The 18,485-nt window shown below is 60.5% G+C and carries 15 protein-coding genes and 1 pseudogene; 8 read left to right on the forward strand and 8 right to left on the reverse strand.

All coding sequences use genetic code 11. The features are described from left to right. From ACW9UQ_RS03890 to xdhA, 8 genes and pseudogenes are all read right to left on the reverse strand, one after another. A pseudogene (locus ACW9UQ_RS03890) lies at nucleotides 1-352 on the reverse strand (transposase); the annotation flags it as partial. 277 nt (nucleotides 353-629) lie between these two features. Continuing rightward, nucleotides 630-1,733 (reverse strand): BMP family ABC transporter substrate-binding protein, encoded by a 1,104-nt coding sequence (locus tag ACW9UQ_RS03895; RefSeq protein WP_458929687.1) that lies wholly within the window; start codon nucleotides 1,731-1,733, stop codon nucleotides 630-632. Between the two features lie 74 nt (nucleotides 1,734-1,807). Continuing rightward, the gene (locus ACW9UQ_RS03900; protein WP_458929688.1) at nucleotides 1,808-2,968 is read right to left on the reverse strand and encodes an ABC transporter permease; all 1,161 of its coding nucleotides are present in this window, start codon (nucleotides 2,966-2,968) and stop codon (nucleotides 1,808-1,810) included. Next, nucleotides 2,968-4,029 carry an ABC transporter permease gene (locus ACW9UQ_RS03905; RefSeq protein ID WP_458929689.1) on the reverse strand — a complete coding sequence of 354 codons (1,062 nt, stop codon included), beginning with the start codon at nucleotides 4,027-4,029 and terminating at the stop codon, nucleotides 2,968-2,970. Before ACW9UQ_RS03905 ends, ACW9UQ_RS03900 begins: the two co-directional genes overlap by 1 nt. Further along, nucleotides 4,022-5,545, reverse strand: a complete 1,524-nt coding sequence (locus tag ACW9UQ_RS03910; RefSeq protein WP_458929690.1) for an ABC transporter ATP-binding protein — start codon at nucleotides 5,543-5,545, stop codon at nucleotides 4,022-4,024. Before ACW9UQ_RS03910 ends, ACW9UQ_RS03905 begins: the two co-directional genes overlap by 8 nt. Further along, nucleotides 5,542-6,492 (reverse strand): xanthine dehydrogenase accessory protein XdhC, encoded by a 951-nt coding sequence (xdhC, locus tag ACW9UQ_RS03915; protein WP_458929691.1) that lies wholly within the window; start codon nucleotides 6,490-6,492, stop codon nucleotides 5,542-5,544. Before xdhC ends, ACW9UQ_RS03910 begins: the two co-directional genes overlap by 4 nt. Then, on the reverse strand, nucleotides 6,486-8,843 hold the full coding sequence (gene xdhB, locus ACW9UQ_RS03920) for a xanthine dehydrogenase molybdopterin binding subunit (protein WP_458929692.1): 2,358 nt from the start codon (nucleotides 8,841-8,843) through the stop codon (nucleotides 6,486-6,488). The genes xdhC and xdhB overlap by 7 nt, the downstream gene beginning before the upstream one ends. Then, nucleotides 8,840-10,240, reverse strand: coding sequence for a xanthine dehydrogenase small subunit (gene xdhA / locus ACW9UQ_RS03925; protein ID WP_458929693.1), 1,401 nt, complete (start codon nucleotides 10,238-10,240; stop codon nucleotides 8,840-8,842). The genes xdhB and xdhA overlap by 4 nt, the downstream gene beginning before the upstream one ends. 97 nt (nucleotides 10,241-10,337) lie before the next feature. Here xdhA and ACW9UQ_RS03930 point away from each other — a divergent pair, with 97 nt between their 5' ends. The 8 genes from ACW9UQ_RS03930 to tolQ all read left to right on the forward strand — a co-directional run bounded on the left by ACW9UQ_RS03930 (nucleotide 10,338) and on the right by tolQ (nucleotide 18,485). Beyond that, nucleotides 10,338-10,697 carry a VOC family protein gene (locus ACW9UQ_RS03930; RefSeq protein WP_458929694.1) on the forward strand — a complete coding sequence of 120 codons (360 nt, stop codon included), beginning with the start codon at nucleotides 10,338-10,340 and terminating at the stop codon, nucleotides 10,695-10,697. Nucleotides 10,698-10,809: 112 nt separating this feature from the next. Further along, complete coding sequence (gene dnaE / locus ACW9UQ_RS03935; protein WP_458929695.1) at nucleotides 10,810-14,256, forward strand: DNA polymerase III subunit alpha; 3,447 nt, start codon at nucleotides 10,810-10,812, stop codon at nucleotides 14,254-14,256. A gap of 148 nt (nucleotides 14,257-14,404) precedes the next feature. Beyond that, nucleotides 14,405-14,911: a crossover junction endodeoxyribonuclease RuvC gene (gene ruvC, locus ACW9UQ_RS03940; protein ID WP_458929696.1), complete on the forward strand. Its 507-nt coding sequence runs from the start codon at nucleotides 14,405-14,407 to the stop codon at nucleotides 14,909-14,911. Then, nucleotides 14,908-15,582: a Holliday junction branch migration protein RuvA gene (gene ruvA / locus ACW9UQ_RS03945; RefSeq protein ID WP_458929697.1), complete on the forward strand. Its 675-nt coding sequence runs from the start codon at nucleotides 14,908-14,910 to the stop codon at nucleotides 15,580-15,582. Before ruvC ends, ruvA begins: the two co-directional genes overlap by 4 nt. A gap of 1 nt (nucleotide 15,583) precedes the next feature. Beyond that, nucleotides 15,584-16,618: a Holliday junction branch migration DNA helicase RuvB gene (gene ruvB, locus ACW9UQ_RS03950; RefSeq protein ID WP_458929698.1), complete on the forward strand. Its 1,035-nt coding sequence runs from the start codon at nucleotides 15,584-15,586 to the stop codon at nucleotides 16,616-16,618. Continuing rightward, complete coding sequence (locus ACW9UQ_RS03955; RefSeq protein ID WP_458929699.1) at nucleotides 16,615-17,250, forward strand: hypothetical protein; 636 nt, start codon at nucleotides 16,615-16,617, stop codon at nucleotides 17,248-17,250. The genes ruvB and ACW9UQ_RS03955 overlap by 4 nt, the downstream gene beginning before the upstream one ends. A gap of 2 nt (nucleotides 17,251-17,252) precedes the next feature. Then, a complete protein-coding gene (ybgC, locus tag ACW9UQ_RS03960; protein WP_458929700.1) occupies nucleotides 17,253-17,654 on the forward strand; it encodes a tol-pal system-associated acyl-CoA thioesterase in 402 nt (133 codons plus the stop codon). A 126-nt stretch (nucleotides 17,655-17,780) separates the two neighbouring features. After that, entirely contained in the window at nucleotides 17,781-18,485 is a 705-nt protein-coding gene (gene tolQ, locus ACW9UQ_RS03965) for a protein TolQ (protein ID WP_458929701.1), read from the forward strand.

An 18,485-nucleotide genomic window follows, 5' to 3' on the forward strand; every position in this document is an offset into this window, starting at 1 on the left:
CGGCAGACCCGACGTTCAGACACCCGCATCTCATTGCGAACGTGATCGATACAGGCGCGACGGCGCGAGGGGCTCAGTAGTTTCCCCGCGCGGCCTCTGACAAGATGAGCTTGTCCAGCGTTAGGTCCGACACGGCTCGACGCAGCCGGTCATTCTCCTTCTGAAGTCGCTTTAGTTCTTTCAGTTGGTCGGTTCCCATGCCGCTATACTGCTTACGCCAGCGGTAGAATGTCTGCTCGGTTATCTGCACCTGCCTGATCGCATCAATGCGCGCCATTCCTTGGCCGCAAAGCACCTCAACCTGCCGTAACTTCGTGACAATCTCTTCCGGCTTGTGTCGCTTGATTCCCATATCTGATCCTCCGTTTCCTAACTATAGGGGCGGACCACTTCAGTGGGGGAGGATCAACATTTCAGCGATAGACAATAGTGTTAACAGGCCCTAGTTCAACTTCAAAGCCCACAAAAAAAGGCCCGGCTGATCGCCGGGCCATCTATTCTCAGATGCCTAAAGCGTTTCGGGATAAACCTGAGACAAAAGATTATCCTGAAACGCAGTGATAAGCCTATATGGTGTACGCGTTTCGATTTTATGTGATGTCTCAAGGTAAACTCGAAACGCTTTAAGTTTACTGAGGAAGCTCGCCCTGCAGCCCTTCGACATAGAAATTCATGCCCAGAAGGGTGCCGTCATCGGCGGTTTCGCCTTCTGCCAGCCAGGCAGAGCCGTCCTGCTTGTTGATCGGACCGGTGAAGCTGTGCAGCTTGCCAGCTGCAATATCATCGGCGATCTGCTGTGCTTCGGCGCGGATATCGTCAGGGATTTTGTCAGAGAAAGCGCCGATTTCGGTCATGCCAGGCTTGATCCCGTCCCAAGTGTCGCTGCTTTCCCAGGTTCCGTCCATCACCGCCTGTGTCCGTGAGATGTAGTACGGGCCCCAGTTGTCGATGATCGAGGACAGGCGCGCATCCGGACCGAACTGCGCCATGTCAGAGGCCTGACCGAAGGCATAGACTTCATTGCCTTCTGTATCATCCTCCCACGTGCCCTGAGCGATGGTCATGGCAGCAGGGCTGTCGGTGTGCTGCATGATCACATCGGCCCCCTGCTCGATCAGCGCATTGGCGGCATCTGCTTCTTTCGCGGGGTCAAACCAGGTGGAGACCCAGACGACCTTGAACTCTACATCCGGGTTGGCCTTTTTTGCCGCCAGATAGGCAGAGTTGATGCCACGCACAACCTCGGGGATCGGGAAGGACGCGATGTAGCCGACGGTGTTTGTCTTGGTCATCTTGCCCGCGATGTGACCCAGAACGGTGCGGCCTTCATAAAAGCGCCCGGAATAGGTCGAGAGGTTGTCCGCGCGCTGATAACCGGTGGCATGCTCGAACTTCACATCCGGGAATTGCTTGGCCACTTTCAGCGTTGGGTTCATATAGCCGAAAGATGTGGTGAAGATCAGCTTATGGCCGGATTGCGCCATCTGGCGGATGGCCCGCTCTGCATCGGGGCCTTCGGGAACGCTTTCCAGAAAGCTGGTTTCGACCTTGTCGCCGAAAGCCTCTTCGATGGCCAGGCGGCCCTGATCATGCTCATAGGACCAGCCGAAGTCACCGACGGGGCCGACATAGATGAAACCGACCTTCAGTGGTTCATGCCCATCGGCCAGGGCGGCCCCGGTGCCTATTGCCAGCGCGAGTGTTGCGCCTGCCAGCTTTGAAAACAGTCTCATCTTTTGTTCCTTCCTGTTGGTGGGTTATCAGTTTTGCGGTGCCCAGCGGTTGGGTCAAGCCTTTGGTCAGGGCGTCAATCTGTGCGATGAAAGGTCTGGCCCAGTGAGGCCGGGGCGTTGAGATGCGTGCGCAGCTTATCGGCCGACATCACCACCAGCACGACGATGGTCGCAAGATAGGGGGCCATCGAAATGTATTGCGCCGGGATATGCACCGGATAGGTTTGCGCCGCCATTAGGGCAACAAGGGTCAGCACCCAAAGCGGGACCATGCTTTTGTCCATGCTGCCGCGCCGCGAAATGGTGTTGAGGGTCGCATTGACTGCAAACAGGAACAGCGCAAAGACCAGCAGCCAGAGCGGTGTGATATTCTCGGTCTGCATATAAAGTTGCAGTTGGGTCACGCCGCCAAACAGCAACGCGCCCAGAACCACGCGCCAGGTTTGCCAGGCTCCGAACACCACGATGGCCAGCGCAATCCAGCCCGCCCCAGCGGTCATCCCCTCGTTCCATTGCGGCACCCGGATCAGCGACAGATAGGCCCCGCCCAGCCCAGCGCAGGCTCCGCCGAATGCAATTGCCAGCAGGCGGGTGCGCACAACGTGATAGCCAAGCGCGTGGGCGGCGTGGTGGTTCTCGCCAATGGCGCGCAAGGCCAGCCCACTGCGTGAGGTGGTCAGAAACGCCCAGATCAGCACCGCCAATGCAAGCGACAGGTAGACCATCGCGTCATGGCTGAACAAGATCGGGCCAAAAACCGGCATATCCGACAGAATGGGCAGGTTAAGATGCCCAACCGGCGGCGGCTTTAGCCCTGAATAGGGTTGACCGATCAGCGCCGCCAACCCAAGCCCGAACAGCGTCAATGCCAGCCCGGTTGCCACCTGATTGGCCAGCAAAATCTGGGTGATGACGCCAAAAATCAGGGCCAGCGCGGCTCCGGCAGCGGCTGCGGCGACGAAGCCCAACGTGACGGAGGTTGTCTCGACCGAGATTGCAAAGCCTGCAATCGCGCCGATGATCATCATCCCTTCGACACCAAGGTTCAGAACACCGGATTTTTCCACAACCATCTCGCCCAGGGCGGCTAGCATCAAAGGTTGCGCGGCGATGATGATCGCGAGGGTCAGTGACACCGGACTGATGCCGAATTGATCGCAGAACGCCGTCAGGGCGACCAGGGCCGCACCGACAAGGATCAATTGCTGGTTGGTTGAACTCAGACGCGGTTTCATCATGCCACCCCTTTCGCGCGCGGGGTAAATCGGTAGCGAACGAACACTTCGAAGGCCAATAGAAACAGCAGCAGCAGACCCTGAAAGACCTGGATCGCTGCGGCCGGGATTTGCAGGGTGAATTGCGCGGTTTCCCCGCCGATATAAGTCAGTGCCAGCATCAATCCGGCAACCACGATCCCGATTGGATGCAAGCGGCCCAAGAAGGCGACGATGATTGCCGTAAACCCGTATTTTGCAGGCAGTGAAGGCACCAGTTGCCCGACGGGGCCAGCGGCCTCGAACACGCCCGCCAGCCCCGCCAGCGCGCCTGACAAGCCCAGACACAGGATAACCGTCCTGTTGCGTGAAACCCCGGCGAAATGGGCCGCCCTTGGGGCGACACCCGACAGGCGAACATTGAAGCCGAACACATGCCGTTGCAGCAGGATATAGGCCAGTATGGCCACGACCAGAGCGACCAGAATGCCGATATGGACCCGGGTCCCCTCCATCAGGATGGGCAGCGTTGCGCTGTCATGGAACATGCGGCTTTCGGGAAAGTTGAAGCCGTCGGGATTGCGCAGCGGGCCAGAAACAAGCGCAGACAGCAGCAGCTCGGCTACGTAGACCAGCATCAGCGACACAAGGATTTCGTTGGCGTTGAACTTCACCTTCAGGAGTGCCGGGATCATAGCCCAGACAAACCCGCCCGCCATTCCGGCCAGACACATCAGCGGCAACAGCCATGCGCCCACGATGTTCCAGAAGGCCAGCCCGACGGCACCGCCAGCAATCGCGCCGATGATAAATTGCCCCTCGGCCCCGATATTCCAGATCCCGGCGCGAAAACCAAAGGACAAGCCGATGGCGATCAGGATAAGCGGGGAGGCTTTGACCAGAATTTCAGAGCGGGAATAGCTGTCAAACAGCGGATCGACAAAGATGATCCTGATCGCCTGCACCGGATCCTTGCCCAGCAATGCAAACAGCGCACCGCCCACAATCATAGTGGCGGCAATGGCCAGCAGGGGCGACAGCAGCTGCAGGCGGGCAGAGGGCGCGGCGCGGGGCTCAAGCATGGGTGGTCATATCCTTCTGTGCGCCGAATTTACCGCCCATCATCAGCCCGATCTCTTCATTGGTCAGCGAGCCGTTGCGCTGCGCAGGGCTTAGCCGTCCGCCTTCGATCACAGCGATTGTGTCCGAGATTTCGCGCAATTCATCCAAGTCCTGGCTGATCACGATCACGCCCGCACCACTGGCGGCCAGATCACGCAAGGCGCTGCGGATCGTGGCCGCAGCATTGGCATCGACGCCCCAGGTTGGCTGGTTCACCACCAGCACATGCGGGCGCTGCAGTATTTCCCGCCCGATGACGAATTTCTGCAGGTTCCCCCCTGACAGCGAACCTGCGGCCACATCGACCGAGGGCGTGCGCACATCGAATTTCGACACGATAGCCCGAGCATAGTTCTGGGTGGAGCGCTGCTTGATAAAGCCGCGCCAATCCAGCCGTTGCCGTGACCGCCCGGTCAAAAAGGCGTTTTCGGCCAGTGTCATGTCCCCGGCGGCGGAATGGCCCAACCGTTCCTCGGGCGCGGTCAGCAGGCCGCGTTTGCGCCGCGCATTCGGGGCCATTCGCCCGATCTGGCTGCCCTCCAGCACCACCATAGAGCGTTCTGTTGCGGTCTCGCCCGAGATTGCCAGCAGCAATTCACTTTGCCCGTTGCCCGCCACACCTGCGATGCCCAGAACCTCGCCATTGCGCAGGGTCAGGTTGATGTCTTTCAGATTGGTGCCAAACGGATCCTCGGTTTCCACGCTCAGGTCGCGCAGGGTCAGCAGCGGTTCGCCGGGGGTGAACAGGCGGGGCAGGGGTTTGGTCAACTCAATCCCTACCATCATTTCCGCAAGCTGATGCGCCGTGCGTTCAACGGGGCGGCAACTGCCCACCACGGCCCCGTTGCGCAAGATTGTCGCGTGATCGCACAGCGTGCGGATTTCCTCCAGCTTGTGCGAGATATAAAGGATTCCCACCCCTTCAGAGGCCAGCTGCCGCAGCGTGGTGAACAGTGTCGTCACCTCCTGCGGGGTCAGGACCGAGGTCGGCTCGTCCATGATCAGGATGCGTGGGTTCTGCAAAAGGCAGCGCACAATCTCGACCCGCTGGCGCTGCCCGACGCTCAGATCGCCGATCAGCCGATCCGGGTCCAGCGGCAGGCCATAGGCATTGGCGACGTCGCGGATTTTCCGAGACAGTTCTGCCGGTTCCGGCGGGTCTTCCATGCCAAGGGCGATGTTTTCGGCCACGCTCAGCGCTTCGAACAGCGAGAAATGCTGAAACACCAGCCCGACCCCCGCCTTGCGCGCCGCCTTGGGGTTGCGCGGTTCGTGCTGGGTGCCGTTGATATACATGATGCCGCTATCGGGCTGCACCAGGCCATAGATGGTTTTGACCAGTGTGGATTTGCCCGCGCCATTTTCGCCTAGCAAGGCGTGGATTTGGCCGGCCTCAAGGGCAAAGGATACATCGCTGTTGGCCCGAACCCCGGGATAGGATTTAGAAAGCCCCTGAACCTGCAGCAACGCGCTCACGTAACCCACCCCTGTTTTTGCCGATTTTCGGCATTGTTGAGATGACTGAGTAGCGCAACCGCAGTGCTCAGGGCAATGGCCGATGGCAATTTGCCCAAGGCCGGGTCGCCGATCGGGCAGATCAGCCGTTTCAGCGCCGCGCCATGCCCCAGTGCCCGCAGTCGGCTTTCAAAACGGGCTTTCTTGGTGGCTGATCCGATCAGACCGAGGGTCGCGAAAGGGCGCGACAGCACCTGGTGGCAGATTTCAAGGTCCAGCGCGTGGGAATAGGTCATGACCAGATGATGCGCGTCATCCGGTGCATGGCGCACGACCGAGGCAGGATCGGCGGCGACCAGCATATCAGGCCCGCTTGGCAAAGGGTCAGGAAACCGCGCCTTATCAGTATCAATCCAGGTCACAGCCACGGGCGGCCCCTGCAACACATGCACCAACGCACGGCCCACATGGCCTGCGCCATAAATCCAGACCGGAGCCTGCGCCCGTGCCACAGGCTCTATAAACCAGTCATCGATGGTAGCGATTTCAGGGCTCATGCTCAGCGCGCGCGCAACCTTTGGCGGTGGCGGCCCGTCTTGCCCGATCCGGGTACCGATGGCGCGCGCGTAAACGCCGGTATCGGGGATCGCCGCCAGCGCCTCGGCGTTAAAAACCTCGATCAGACACTCCACCGCTCCGCCGCAACACTGGCCAAGCGCGGGTCCCAAAGCATGGCGGGAAAGACGCCGCGCGCCGGGTGCCGCCAGCGCCTGCCGCGCCTCTTGCGTAACCGCAAACTCCAACGCGCCGCCGCCGATAGTTCCGGACTGTCCATCCGCCCAAACCAGCATTGCCGCCCCGGTTTCGCGTGGCGAGGAACCTTGAAAACCGGTGATCACCGCACGGGCCACAACGCCATGCGCTGTGACACGGCGGTGCAGGTCGGACAGGTCCAACCCGCCTACCATGCGTTTCCTTGCTGCAAAGATACGGCGCGCAACACCCGCTCAGGCGTCGCTGGTGCATCCAGCGCAGGATAGATAGACCCGTCACCACAAGCTGCCACCGCGTCCGACAAGGCCATAAACGCCGAAATACCCAGCATAAAGGGCGGCTCGCCCACGGCCTTTGACCGATAGATCGTGTCTTCCCGATTAGCCCCGTCCCAAAGGGCGACATTGAACACCTCGGGCCGATCACCACAGGCCGGGATCTTGTAGGTTGACGGCGCATGGGTGCGCAGCCGCCCCTTATCATCCCAGACCAGTTCTTCAGTCGTCAGCCATCCGGCTCCTTGCACATAAGCGCCCTCAATCTGGCCGATATCAAGCGCAGGGTTCAGCGAGCGCCCGCAATCATGCAAAATATCTGTTCGCAACAGACGGTACTCGCCAGTCAGCGTGTCAATCGCGACCTCTGTCACGGCGGCCCCATAGGCAAAGTAAAGAAACGGCCGCCCGCGCCCCGCCCGTCGGTCCCAGCTGATCTTGGGCGTGGCGTAATAGCCCGTCGCCGATAAGGGCACCCGCCCGGTATAAGCCAGCGCGGCCAGTTCCGCGAAACTGATCCTCTCCTGCCCGACCCGCACGCCTTCTGGCGTAAACTCAATGCTGTCACGCTGCGCCTGCCAATACTCCGCCGCAAAATCCACCAGCCGCGCCTTCAGCGTCTCACAGGCCGCCTTGGTCGCCATACCATTCAGATCCGCGCCCGAGGACGCCGCCGTGGCCGAGGTATTGGGCACCTTCGCCGTATCGGTGGCCGTGATCCGCACCGCCTCCAACGGCTGCTGAAACACTTCCGCAGCCACCTGCGCAACCTTGGTGAACAGGCCCTGACCCATCTCCGTCCCGCCATGATTCAGATGGATCGACCCGTCAGAATAGATATGAACCAGCGCCCCCGCCTGATTAAGATGCGTCAGGGTAAACGAAATACCAAATTTCACCGGCGTCAGCGCAATCCCCCTCTTCAGCACCGCCGACCCGGCATTAAAATCCCGGACCGCCGCCCGCCGCGCGGCATAATCAGAACTTTCCTCCAGCGCGGCCACAATCGGCGGCAGGACAAAATCCTCCACCTCCATATGATAGGGCGTCACCCGCCCCTTCATTGTTCCACAAATATCCCCGCCGGAGGCTCCGGCACCCGCCGCATCCGTGCCTTCGGAGGTGTCTGGCGGCATGGCATAGTAATTCGCCTTGCGCACCGCCAGCGGATCAAGCCCAAGATGATGCGCAATGTGACCCATCACCCGCTCAATCCCCACCATGCCCTGCGGTCCGCCAAATCCCCGAAAGGCCGTGGCAGACTGGGTATTGGTCTTCAGCCGATGCGATGTGATCCGTACCGCAGGCAGCCAATAGGCATTGTCAGAATGCAACATGGCCCGATCCGCCACCGGCAAAGACAGATCCTGCGCCCAGCCGCAGCGCACATCATGGCGAAACTCGATCCCGGTGATCTGGCCAGCATCATCAAAACCAACCTGATAGCCAATGCGAAAATCATGCCGCTTGCCGGTGATCATCATGTCATCGTCGCGGTCATAGCGCATCTTGCAGACCCGCCCGGTGGCATGTGCGGCAACCGCGCAGGCAACCGCCAGCGCATTGCCCTGACTTTCCTTGCCGCCAAAGCCGCCGCCCATACGCCGGACCTCGACCCGGACGGCAGAGAACGGCAAACCAAGCGCATGGGCCACCTTATGCTGGATCTCAGACGGGTGTTGCGACGAAGATTGCACCAGAACCCCGCCATCCTCGCTCGGGTTGGCCCAGGCGACCTGGCCTTCCAGATAAAAATGTTCCTGCCCGCCGATCTCCATCTGGCCGGACAGCTGATGCGGGGCGCGGGCGATTTCGGGCCCGGGATCACCCCGTTCAAAAACCAGCGGGGCCTCAAACTCCGAACCCGCTGCCAAAGCCTCGTCTATGCTCAGTATGGGTGTTTCCTCGGCATAGTCGATGGTCCCCAGCCGTGCTGCTTTGCGGGCGGCCAGATGGCTGTCTGCAACAACCAGGAACAGCGGTTGCCCCAGATAATGCACGGTCCCATCGGACAAAAGCGGCTCATCATGGATCGAGGGAGAGACGTCATTCTCCCCGGGTATGTCCTCAGCCGTCAGAACCGCCACAACACCGGGGGCTGTGTGCACTGCCGCCAGATCCATCTTGGTGATCCGTCCACGCGCAATTTCCGACAGACCAAAGGCCAGATGCAATGCATTGCCGGGCAGGGCGGTGTCATCCGTGTAACGGGCCGCGCCAGTGACATGCAATATCCCACTGTCGTGCGGATTGGATTTGGCAACACTCATGCCAGCACCCCTCGTTCTGCCAACCGTGTCGGGATGTCCGAAGACAGTTCCAGAAAGCTGCGCTGCAGCATGTTTTGCGCTGCAACCAGCCTGTAGCGGGCTGACGCACGCATATCGTCGATGGGCGCGAAATCCTCGGCAAAGGCAGGTAGGGCGGCGTTGATTGCCTCCTGAGTGAAGGGGCGGCCATGCAATGCGGCCTCGACGGCACGGGCGCGCTTTGGGGTCGCAGCCATGCCGCCGAACGCGATACGCGAGGCCGTAAAATGCCCATTCTCAACCGGCAGATTGAAACAGCCGCACACGGCCGAGATGTCCTGATCGAAACGTTTTGAAAGTTTATGACAGCGCAGTGTGTCGGGTTGTGTCGGGATGAACAGGCTTTCAACAAACTCGCCCGTGCTGCGATCCTGTTTGCCGTAATCGACAAAGAAATCCTCCAGCGCGATCTGTCGCCGGTCCGATCCTTTGCGCAGCACCAGTTCGGCCCCAAGGGCGATCAGCGCAGGTGGGCCGTCCCCGATAGGAGAGCCGTTCGCGATATTGCCGCCGATGGTCGCCGCACCGCGGATTTGCACGCTGGCAAACCGGCGGATAAGTTCAGCCAGATCCGGATGACGCGAGGCGATTGCGGTGCCAAAATCAGCCACTGTGACACCGGCTCCGATCTGCAACCCGTCGCCCGTGTCCTCAATCCGCTGCAGCGCGCCTATGCGATTCAGAAACGCCACGGGCCGAATATCGCGCAACGCTTTGGTGGTCCAAAGCCCGACATCCGTCGCCCCGGCAATCAGTGTGGCATCGGGGTTGGCGACATACCAATCGGCAAAGCGGTCAATATCCGTAGGCGCATAGGCTTCTGCCAATACAAGATCTGCGTCGCTGCCCTGATCCACGACCCGGTCCCGGTCATCGCTCCAAGGTGCTGCATCCTGCCCGGCGGCGATTTCGGCGGCGCGGATGATCGGGGCGTAGCCCGTGCAGCGGCAAAGATTACCCGCCAGAACATCATCATAATCGGGGCGGCCCGCCTGATGCGCTGTGGCCAGCGACACGACAATACCCGGTGTGCAGAACCCGCATTGCGAACCGTGCTGCGTAACCATCGCGTCCTGTACCGGATGTAGAGTCCCGTCAGGGCCTGTTAGCCCCTCGACCGTGCGCACGGCACGGCCATGCAGTTGCGGCAGGAACAATATACAGGCGTTCAGGGCCGATACCGTACCCTCCGGTCCGGTGACCTGCACGGTGCAAGCCCCACAATCGCCTTCGTTACAGCCTTCCTTCGTGCCGGTCAGTCCCCTTGTCTCGCGCAGCCAGGACAGCAACGTGCGCGTCGGGTCCGGATCGTCGATCCGGACCTCATCACCATTCAGAAGAAAGCGTATCGTACCCATATCGTGCCCTTGCTGCTTCAACTGACAAAGGACCCAAATTTGCCGCGCTTGGCAAGGGAGGTTTCAAACCGGCACATAGCCATGCTAAACGTGGTCTATGCCACAGCTTCATCATGTTCAGCTTGCCATGCCACCGGGCGGCGAAGACCGCGCCCGGGCATTTTATATCGGGCTGCTGGGCTTGCCGGAGGTCGCCAAGCCGCCGGAACTGGCCAAACGCGGCGGGTGCTGGTTTGAAAGCGGTGAATTGAGGCTGCATATCGGGGTGCAGACAGATGGATTTCAGCCAGCCACTAAAGCGCATCCGGGATTGATGTTTGAAGATTTGACGCCATTGGAGGTGCGATTTCGTGAAGCCGGGACTCCAATGACATTTGATGCTGGGTATCCGTGCTTTCGCCGTGCATATGTATCAGACCCTTTTGGCAACAGAATTGAATTGATGCAGGCAATTTGACCGATGGCGATGGTGGGTTTCACCCACCCTACAGAACATCGCGCGAGTGTAGGGTGGGTGAAACCCACCATCCAGCCTTCCTTCCGGTGGCAGACCAAGGTAACGATTGCTCATGGCCAATACTCCGCGATTCATTCACCTGCGCACGCATTCCGAATACTCACTTCTGGAAGGGGCCATTCGGCTAAAATCTCTTCCGAAGCTATGCCGTGCCGACGACATGCCAGCGGTGGCCCTGACCGATACCGGCAATATGTTTGCCGCGCTTGAGTTCTCCGAAGTTGCCGCAGGTACCGGCATCCAGCCGATCCTGGGGTGTCAGCTTGATCTGGCCTATGCGCCGTCCAAAGCGCCTGGGGACCTTACCCCTGCGCCGCGCCCTGTTGTTTTGCTTGCCCAGAATGAGACCGGCTATATGAACCTGATGAAGCTCGACAGCTTCAACTTTTTGTCCTGTGGTGAGGCGTTGCCGCATATCACACTGGCCCAGCTGACAGATCATGCCGAAGGGCTGATCTGTCTGACCGGTGGGGCGGAGGGGCCAGCTGGGCAGCTGGTGCGGGACGCCCAAGTCCCTGCGGCCCGTGCGCTGTTGCAGACGCTGGCCGGGGCGTTTCCCGAACGCCTGTATGTCGAGTTGCAGCGGCATCGCGACGAAAGCGGTGCGCTGACAGAGGCGGAGCAGGCCAGCGAGCGCGGTCTTGTTGAACTGGCCTACGAGCTTGATCTGCCTCTGGTCGCCACCAACGACGTCTATTTCCCCGACCGTGCGATGTATGAGGCGCATGATGCCCTGATCTGTATCGCTGACGGTGCCTATGTCGACCAGCAGGAGCCGCGCCGCCATCTGACGCCGGAGCATTGCTTCAAGACGCAGGACGACATGGTGGCGCTGTTCGCCGACCTGCCGGAGGCCATAGAGAACACCATAGAGATCGCCCACCGCTGTGCGTTCAAGGCAGAAACCCGCGCACCGATCCTGCCGAAATTCGCCGATGATGAGGTTGAGGAACTGCGCCGACAGGCGCAGGAGGGTCTGAAGGATCGTCTTGCGGTTATTCCTCACGCTGCCCCGGTCGAGGAATACGAAAAGCGCCTAGAATTCGAGCTTGGCATTATCGAGGGGATGGGCTTTCCCGGCTATTTCCTGATCGTTGCCGATTTCATCAAATGGGCCAAGGATCGTGATATTCCTGTCGGGCCGGGGCGTGGCTCGGGCGCGGGGTCTTTGGTGGCCTATGCTCTGACCATCACCGATCTGGACCCGCTGCGCTATTCGCTGCTGTTCGAACGTTTCCTGAACCCCGAACGTGTCTCGATGCCCGATTTTGACATCGACTTCTGCATGGATCGCCGGGAAGAGGTGATCCAGTACGTGCAGGAAAAATACGGTCGTGACCGCGTGGCGCAGATCATCACCTTTGGTGCTTTGCTGTCCAAGGCTGCCGTCCGCGACGTTGGTCGCGTCCTGCAGATGCCCTATGGCCAGGTGGATCGCCTGTCTAAGCTGATCCCTGTCGAAGGTGTCAAACCTGTCAGCATCGAAAAGGCGCTGGCGGATGAGCCGCGCCTGCGTGAAGAGGCCAAGAACGAAGAGGTCGTCGCGCGCATGCTGGACTATGCGCAGAAGGTTGAAGGGCTGCTTCGCAACGCCTCGACCCACGCGGCTGGCGTGGTGATTGGCGACCGCTCGCTGGATGAACTCGTCCCGCTTTACAAAGATCCGCGCTCTGACATGCCAGCGACCCAGTTCAATATGAAATGGGTGGAGCAGGCCGGGCTGGTCAAGTTTGACTTTCTGGGCCTGAAAACCCTGACAGTGATCCAGAACGCGCTGGATCTGCTGAAGGATCGTGGAGTTGAGGTGGATATCGGCGCCATCCCGCTGGATGATGAAAAAACCTATGATCTTTATGCCAGTGCCAAGACGGTGGCGGTGTTTCAGGTGGAAAGCTCGGGCATGATGGATGCCCTGCGCCAGATGAAACCGACCTGTATCGAGGATATCGTGGCCCTTGTGGCGCTCTATCGTCCTGGCCCGATGGAAAACATTCCGAAATACTGCAACGTCAAGAACGGGCGTGAGGAGCGCGACGGCCTGCATCCGCTGATCGACCATATTCTGGACGAAACGCAAGGCATCATCGTCTATCAGGAACAGGTGATGCAGATCGCGCAGGAAATGGCCGGGTATAGCCTCGGCGGTGCGGACCTTTTGCGCCGCGCCATGGGTAAGAAAATCCAGGCGGCGATGGATGCGGAAAAGCCGAAATTTCTGGATGGTGCGGCCAAGAACGGTGTGGAAAAGGCCAAAGCGACCGAGGTCTGGAACCTGCTGGATAAGTTCGCCAACTACGGCTTCAACAAATCTCATGCCGCCGCCTATGCCGTGGTCAGCTATCAGACCGGCTGGCTGAAGGCGAATTACCCGGTGGAGTTCATGGCTGCGGCGATGAACTGCGATATCCACCTGACCGACAAGCTGAGCATCTACAAGCAGGAGGTTGACCGGCTTGAGATCGACCTGATCCCGCCCTGCGTCAACCGCTCAGGCGCGACCTTTACCGTGAAGGACGGCAAGCTGGTTTATGCACTGGGCGCGTTGAAGAATGTCGGCGTCGAGGCGATGAAGCTGATCACCGCCGCGCGCGAAGACGGGCCTTTCAAGGATGTATTCGATTTCGCCTGCCGTGTGGATCTGAAACGCATCGGCACCCGCCCGCTGGAGATGCTGGCCCGCGCCGGGGCCTTTGATGAGCTGGACAGCAACCGCGCCAAGGTACTGGCCAGTGTCGGCCCTTTGGTTGCCTATTCCACGGCGACACATGACGACCGGAACTCCAACCAGATTTCCATGTTTGGCGATGGCGGCGAGGATTTGCCCGCCCCGCGCCTGCCTGCGCCTGAGGATTGGTTGCCAACGGAACGGCTGGGGCATGAACATCAGGCGGTGGGCTTTTACTTGTCGGGCCATCCACTGGACGATTATATGGGGCCGCTGAAACGGCAGCGGGTCGAAACGCTGAAAGATCTGGCAGCAAAGGTCAGTGGCGGGGCGATTGCGGCAAAGATTGCCGGGACCGTCTCCGGTCGACAGGAACGCAAATCGGCGCGGGGCAATCGGTTTGCCTTTGTGCAGCTATCCGATCCGACCGGCATTTACGAAGTCACGGTGTTCTCGGACACGCTGGAAACCGCCCGTGATCTGCTAGAGCCGGGCCGCAATGTCGTTCTGGCGGTCGAGGCTGAACCCGATGGGGATCAGGTCAAGATGCTGGCGCGCGGCGTTCAAGCCGTGGATGATGCGGTGGTCGGGGCGGCAGCGGCCGGGCTGAAAATCTATATCTCGGATGACACGGCTGTGGCCTCTGTCGCCACCCGGTTGGAGGATAGCGCCAAATCCGGCGGGCGGTCGCGCGGTCCGGTGAACCTGATCCTGATGCATCCGGGCCTGCCCGGCGAGGTCGAGGTTTCCCTGCCGGAGCAATATCCGGTGACACCGCAAGTCATCTCGGCCATCCGCCATGTGCAGGGCGTGGCACATGTTGAGGAGTTCTAGGGGCGCTACCGTCATGCTTAGCTATGAAAGCCCCATACAAGGGATCTTCAGCCGCAGTCACTCCGGTCCTGCAATGTTGCGCTTGGCCAATGTTCTCTCTTTGTGCTAGGACTGACGGCAATGATAAGAACAGCGTTGGAGCAGGCACATGCGCGTCTTAGGCATAGATCCGGGATTGCGGCGCACCGGGTGGGGGGTTGTCGACGTTTTCGGCAGCAAACTCAGCCATGTGGCCAATGGGGTCTGCACATCCGCTGGCGATGATCTGGCGATGCGCTTATGTTCGCTTCATGCTCAGTTGACGCAGATCTTGCGCGAGCATGCGCCGGACACTGCGGCGGTCGAACATACCTTTGTGAACAAGGATGCCGCAGGCACGCTGAAGCTGGGGCAGGCCCGGGGCATTGCCCTGCTGGTGCCTGCGCAAGCTGGTTTGCCAGTGGCGGAATATGCCCCTAATGCGGTCAAGAAGGTTGTCGTCGGGGTAGGCCATGCGGATAAGGATCAGGTCGGCTATATGGTCGGGCTGCAACTGCCCGGGGCCAAGGTGGCCGGGCCGGATGCGGCGGATGCTTTGGCCGTGGCGCTGTGCCATGCGCATCATGCCCAGTTCGGGGACAGGTTGCAGGCCGCGCTAGAGAAAGCAGCATCATGATCGGCAAGATTTCCGGCAGGTTAGAGATACGCGGCGATGGTCATGTCCTGATTGATACCGGCGGGGTGGGCTATATCGTACATTGCTCGGACCGCACATTGGCCGCATTGCCCGGGCCGGGCGAGGTGGTGGCGCTTTATACCGAGCTTCTGGTGCGCGAAGATCTGATGCAGCTTTTCGGGTTTCTGACGCTTGCGGAAAAGGAATGGCATCGGTTGCTGACCTCTGTACAGGGGATCGGGGCCAAAGGTGCGATGGCTATTCTGGGCACGTTGGGGCCGGATGGGGTCAGCCGCGCGATTTCACTGGCGGATGTCACGGCGATCAAGGCCGCGCCCGGTGTCGGGCCCAAGACCGCGCAACGTGTGGTGCTTGAGCTGAAGGACAAGGCCCCGAGCATCATGGCGCTTGGATCACAGGGTGCCACTCAGGCCATGGCGGCAGATGCCGCCCCGGCGACGCAGACGCCAGCGCCGGTTTCGCCGGCGATGACCGATGATCAGACAGGCGCTTCGGCTGCGGCGCAGGCTGACGCCCTGTCCGCCCTGGCCAATCTTGGCTACGCCCATGGCGAGGCGGCCAGCGCCATTGCCGAAGCGTCGGGGCAGGGGGCGGATACGGCGCAAGACCTGATCCGTGCGGCCCTGAAACTGCTGGCACCGAAGGGCTGAGATGACCGATCCTGACCCAAACCTGCGGCCCGAGGAACTGGCCACCGATACCGACCGCGCCTTGCGCCCGCAGACGCTGGACGAGTTTATCGGCCAGCAGGAGGCGCGGGCCAATCTGGCCGTGTTCATCGAAAGCGCCCGCCGCCGGGGCGAGGCGATGGATCACACGCTGTTTTACGGCCCCCCGGGTCTTGGCAAGACGACGCTTGCACAGATCGTTGCGCGAGAGCTTGGGGTGAATTTCCGCATGACCTCTGGCCCGGTTCTGGCCAAGGCGGGGGATCTGGCGGCGATCCTGACCAATCTTGATGCCCGCGACGTGCTGTTCATCGACGAAATCCACCGGATGAACCCAGCCGTGGAAGAGGTGCTTTATCCTGCGTTGGAAGACTTCGAACTGGATCTTGTGATCGGCGAAGGGCCCGCGGCGCGGACGGTGCGTATTGATCTGCAGCCCTTTACCCTTGTGGGGGCCACGACGCGGCTGGGCCTGCTGACCACACCGCTGCGTGACCGCTTCGGCATCCCGACCCGGTTGGAGTTCTACAAAACCGCCGAACTGGTAGAAATCGTCAGCCGCGCCGCGCGCCTGTTGAATGCAGACGCGACCCCGGATGGTGCGCATGAGATCGCCCGCCGCGCCCGGGGCACCCCCCGCATCGCCGGGCGCCTGTTGCGCCGCGTGGTGGATTTTGCGGTGGTGGAAGGCAATGGCAAGGTCACGGCAGAGATCGCCGACCGCGCCTTGACTCGTCTGGCGGTGGATGATCTGGGCCTCGACAGCGCGGATCGGCGGTATCTGACCTTGCTGGCCGAGAACTATGGCGGCGGCCCGGTCGGGGTTGAGACCATCGCTGCAGCCCTGTCCGAATCCCGCGATGCCATCGAAGAGGTGATTGAACCTTATCTGCTGCAACAGGGCTTGCTACAGCGGACACCGCGCGGGCGTATGCTGGCGGCCAAGGCCTGGAGCCATCTGGGCCTCAGCGCGCCGAAAGCGCCGGGCCAGACTGATCTGTTTGAAAGCGACACATGACACCCGAAGAGGTCACCGCGCTGTTCACCGGCCCTCAGGGTTTTCGCTTTGCCCGCTGGACCAAACCACTGGCTCCGGTCGTGTTCGGCACAGATGATGCGACACTGGATGCCATCAAACCCGCGATGGCCGAGGCCGCCAGTCTGGCCGATCTGTGCATCGTCGATATTGACCCGGAGCTGGGCGCAAATCTGATGCTGTTTGTCCTGCGCGACTGGCAGGAATTGCACGCCGCCAAGGACCTTGAACAGTTAATCCCGGACTTGCCAGATCTGGCAGAGCGCCTGCAGGGATCAGGGGCCAGTCGGTATCGCCGTGTTGTGCCCGCAGCCGACGGCTCTATCGCGCTTGTGGTCAGCTTCCTGCGCCTTGGGGACGAAGAGATGAGGGCCCGAAACCTCGCGCTGGACCTGACCGTCCGCAATCTGCTGCTGTGGTCCGGTCATGCGTTCGAGGCCGAGCCGACTCTGGCTGTGCAATCCGACGGCACTTGCCTAGTTGCCCCACGCATTGCGGCCTTGATCCGTGCTGCTTATGACCCGAAGCTGCCCAACACCTCGGCTGATCCCGCACTGGCCTACCGACTGGCCGCAAGGGCGTCTATGCTTTTGGCCGAATTCGAGGAGGGATAGACATGCCGCATCAACTCACCCTTCGCGTCTATTACGAAGACACCGATCTGGCCGGGATCGTGTATCATGCGAATTACCTGAAATTTCTGGAACGGGGGCGGTCCGAAGCGGTGCGTAGCGCTGGAATTGACCAAAAGGCGCTGAAACAGGACACCGGATTGGTGTTTGTGGTGCGGTCAATGGCCCTCGAATTCTTGCGGGCAGCGCAGTTTGACGATCTGCTGACGGTTGAAAGCCGGGTGAGCGAGGTGCGGGGGGCGTCACTGCTGATGACGCAGCGTATCCTGCTTGAAAATATCGAAATTCTGACGGCTGATTTGTCCCTTGCGATGATGGCACCAACAGGCCGTCCGGCCCGTATCCCGGCTAAAATCCGCTGCAAGCTTGTGACATTATTGGAATAATGGCCGCAATTATGGACATATCAGCGTATTTTCGACACAAACGGTTTCTAATACGTTAGATTAACGCCCAAGCTGGCGGGTAACGACCAGCGCGGTGCAGAACTACGCTTTAAGAGCAGGCAAAAAATGGAAACTGAAGTCCTCGGCGCGGCTGGCGAAATCGATTTTTCGGTTGTTGCGATGTTTATGCGCGCTACCCTGACGGTTAAGATTGTCGTGATCGTTTTGATCCTGGCCTCCTTCTGGTCATGGGCAATCATCTTTCAAAAACACCTGAATTTCCGCCGGTCGCGTACAGCGGCAGACGATTTCGAAGAGGCGTTCTGGTCCGGGCGCGCCCTGGACGAGGTCTATGAAGAGGTGCGCGAGGATCCGCGCGACGGCTCGGAGCGGATTTTCGCGGCAGGTATGCGCGAATGGCAGCGGTCTCATAAGGCGGGTGGCAACCTGATCGGCGGTACGCAGGCGCGTGTTGACCGGGCGATGAATGTCGCGATTGGTCGGGAATCCGATGAACTGACCAGCGGGCTGGGCTTTCTGGCCACAGTCGGTGCGATTTCGCCCTTTGTCGGGCTGTTCGGAACGGTCTGGGGTATCAAGGTTGCGTTTGAGGATATCGCGATCAAGCAGGATACCAGCCTTGCCGTTGTCGCCCCCGGCATCGCCGAGGCGCTGATGGCGACGGCCCTTGGCCTGCTGGCGGCGATTCCGGCTGTTATCTTCTATAACAAGCTGTCAGGCGATGCGGACAAGCTGTCGGCCCGGCAGGAAGCCTTTGCGGACGAGTTTTCCATGATCTTGTCGCGTCAGATCGAAAAAGAGGTGACCTGA

The organism is Halovulum sp. GXIMD14793, assembly GCF_054457435.1.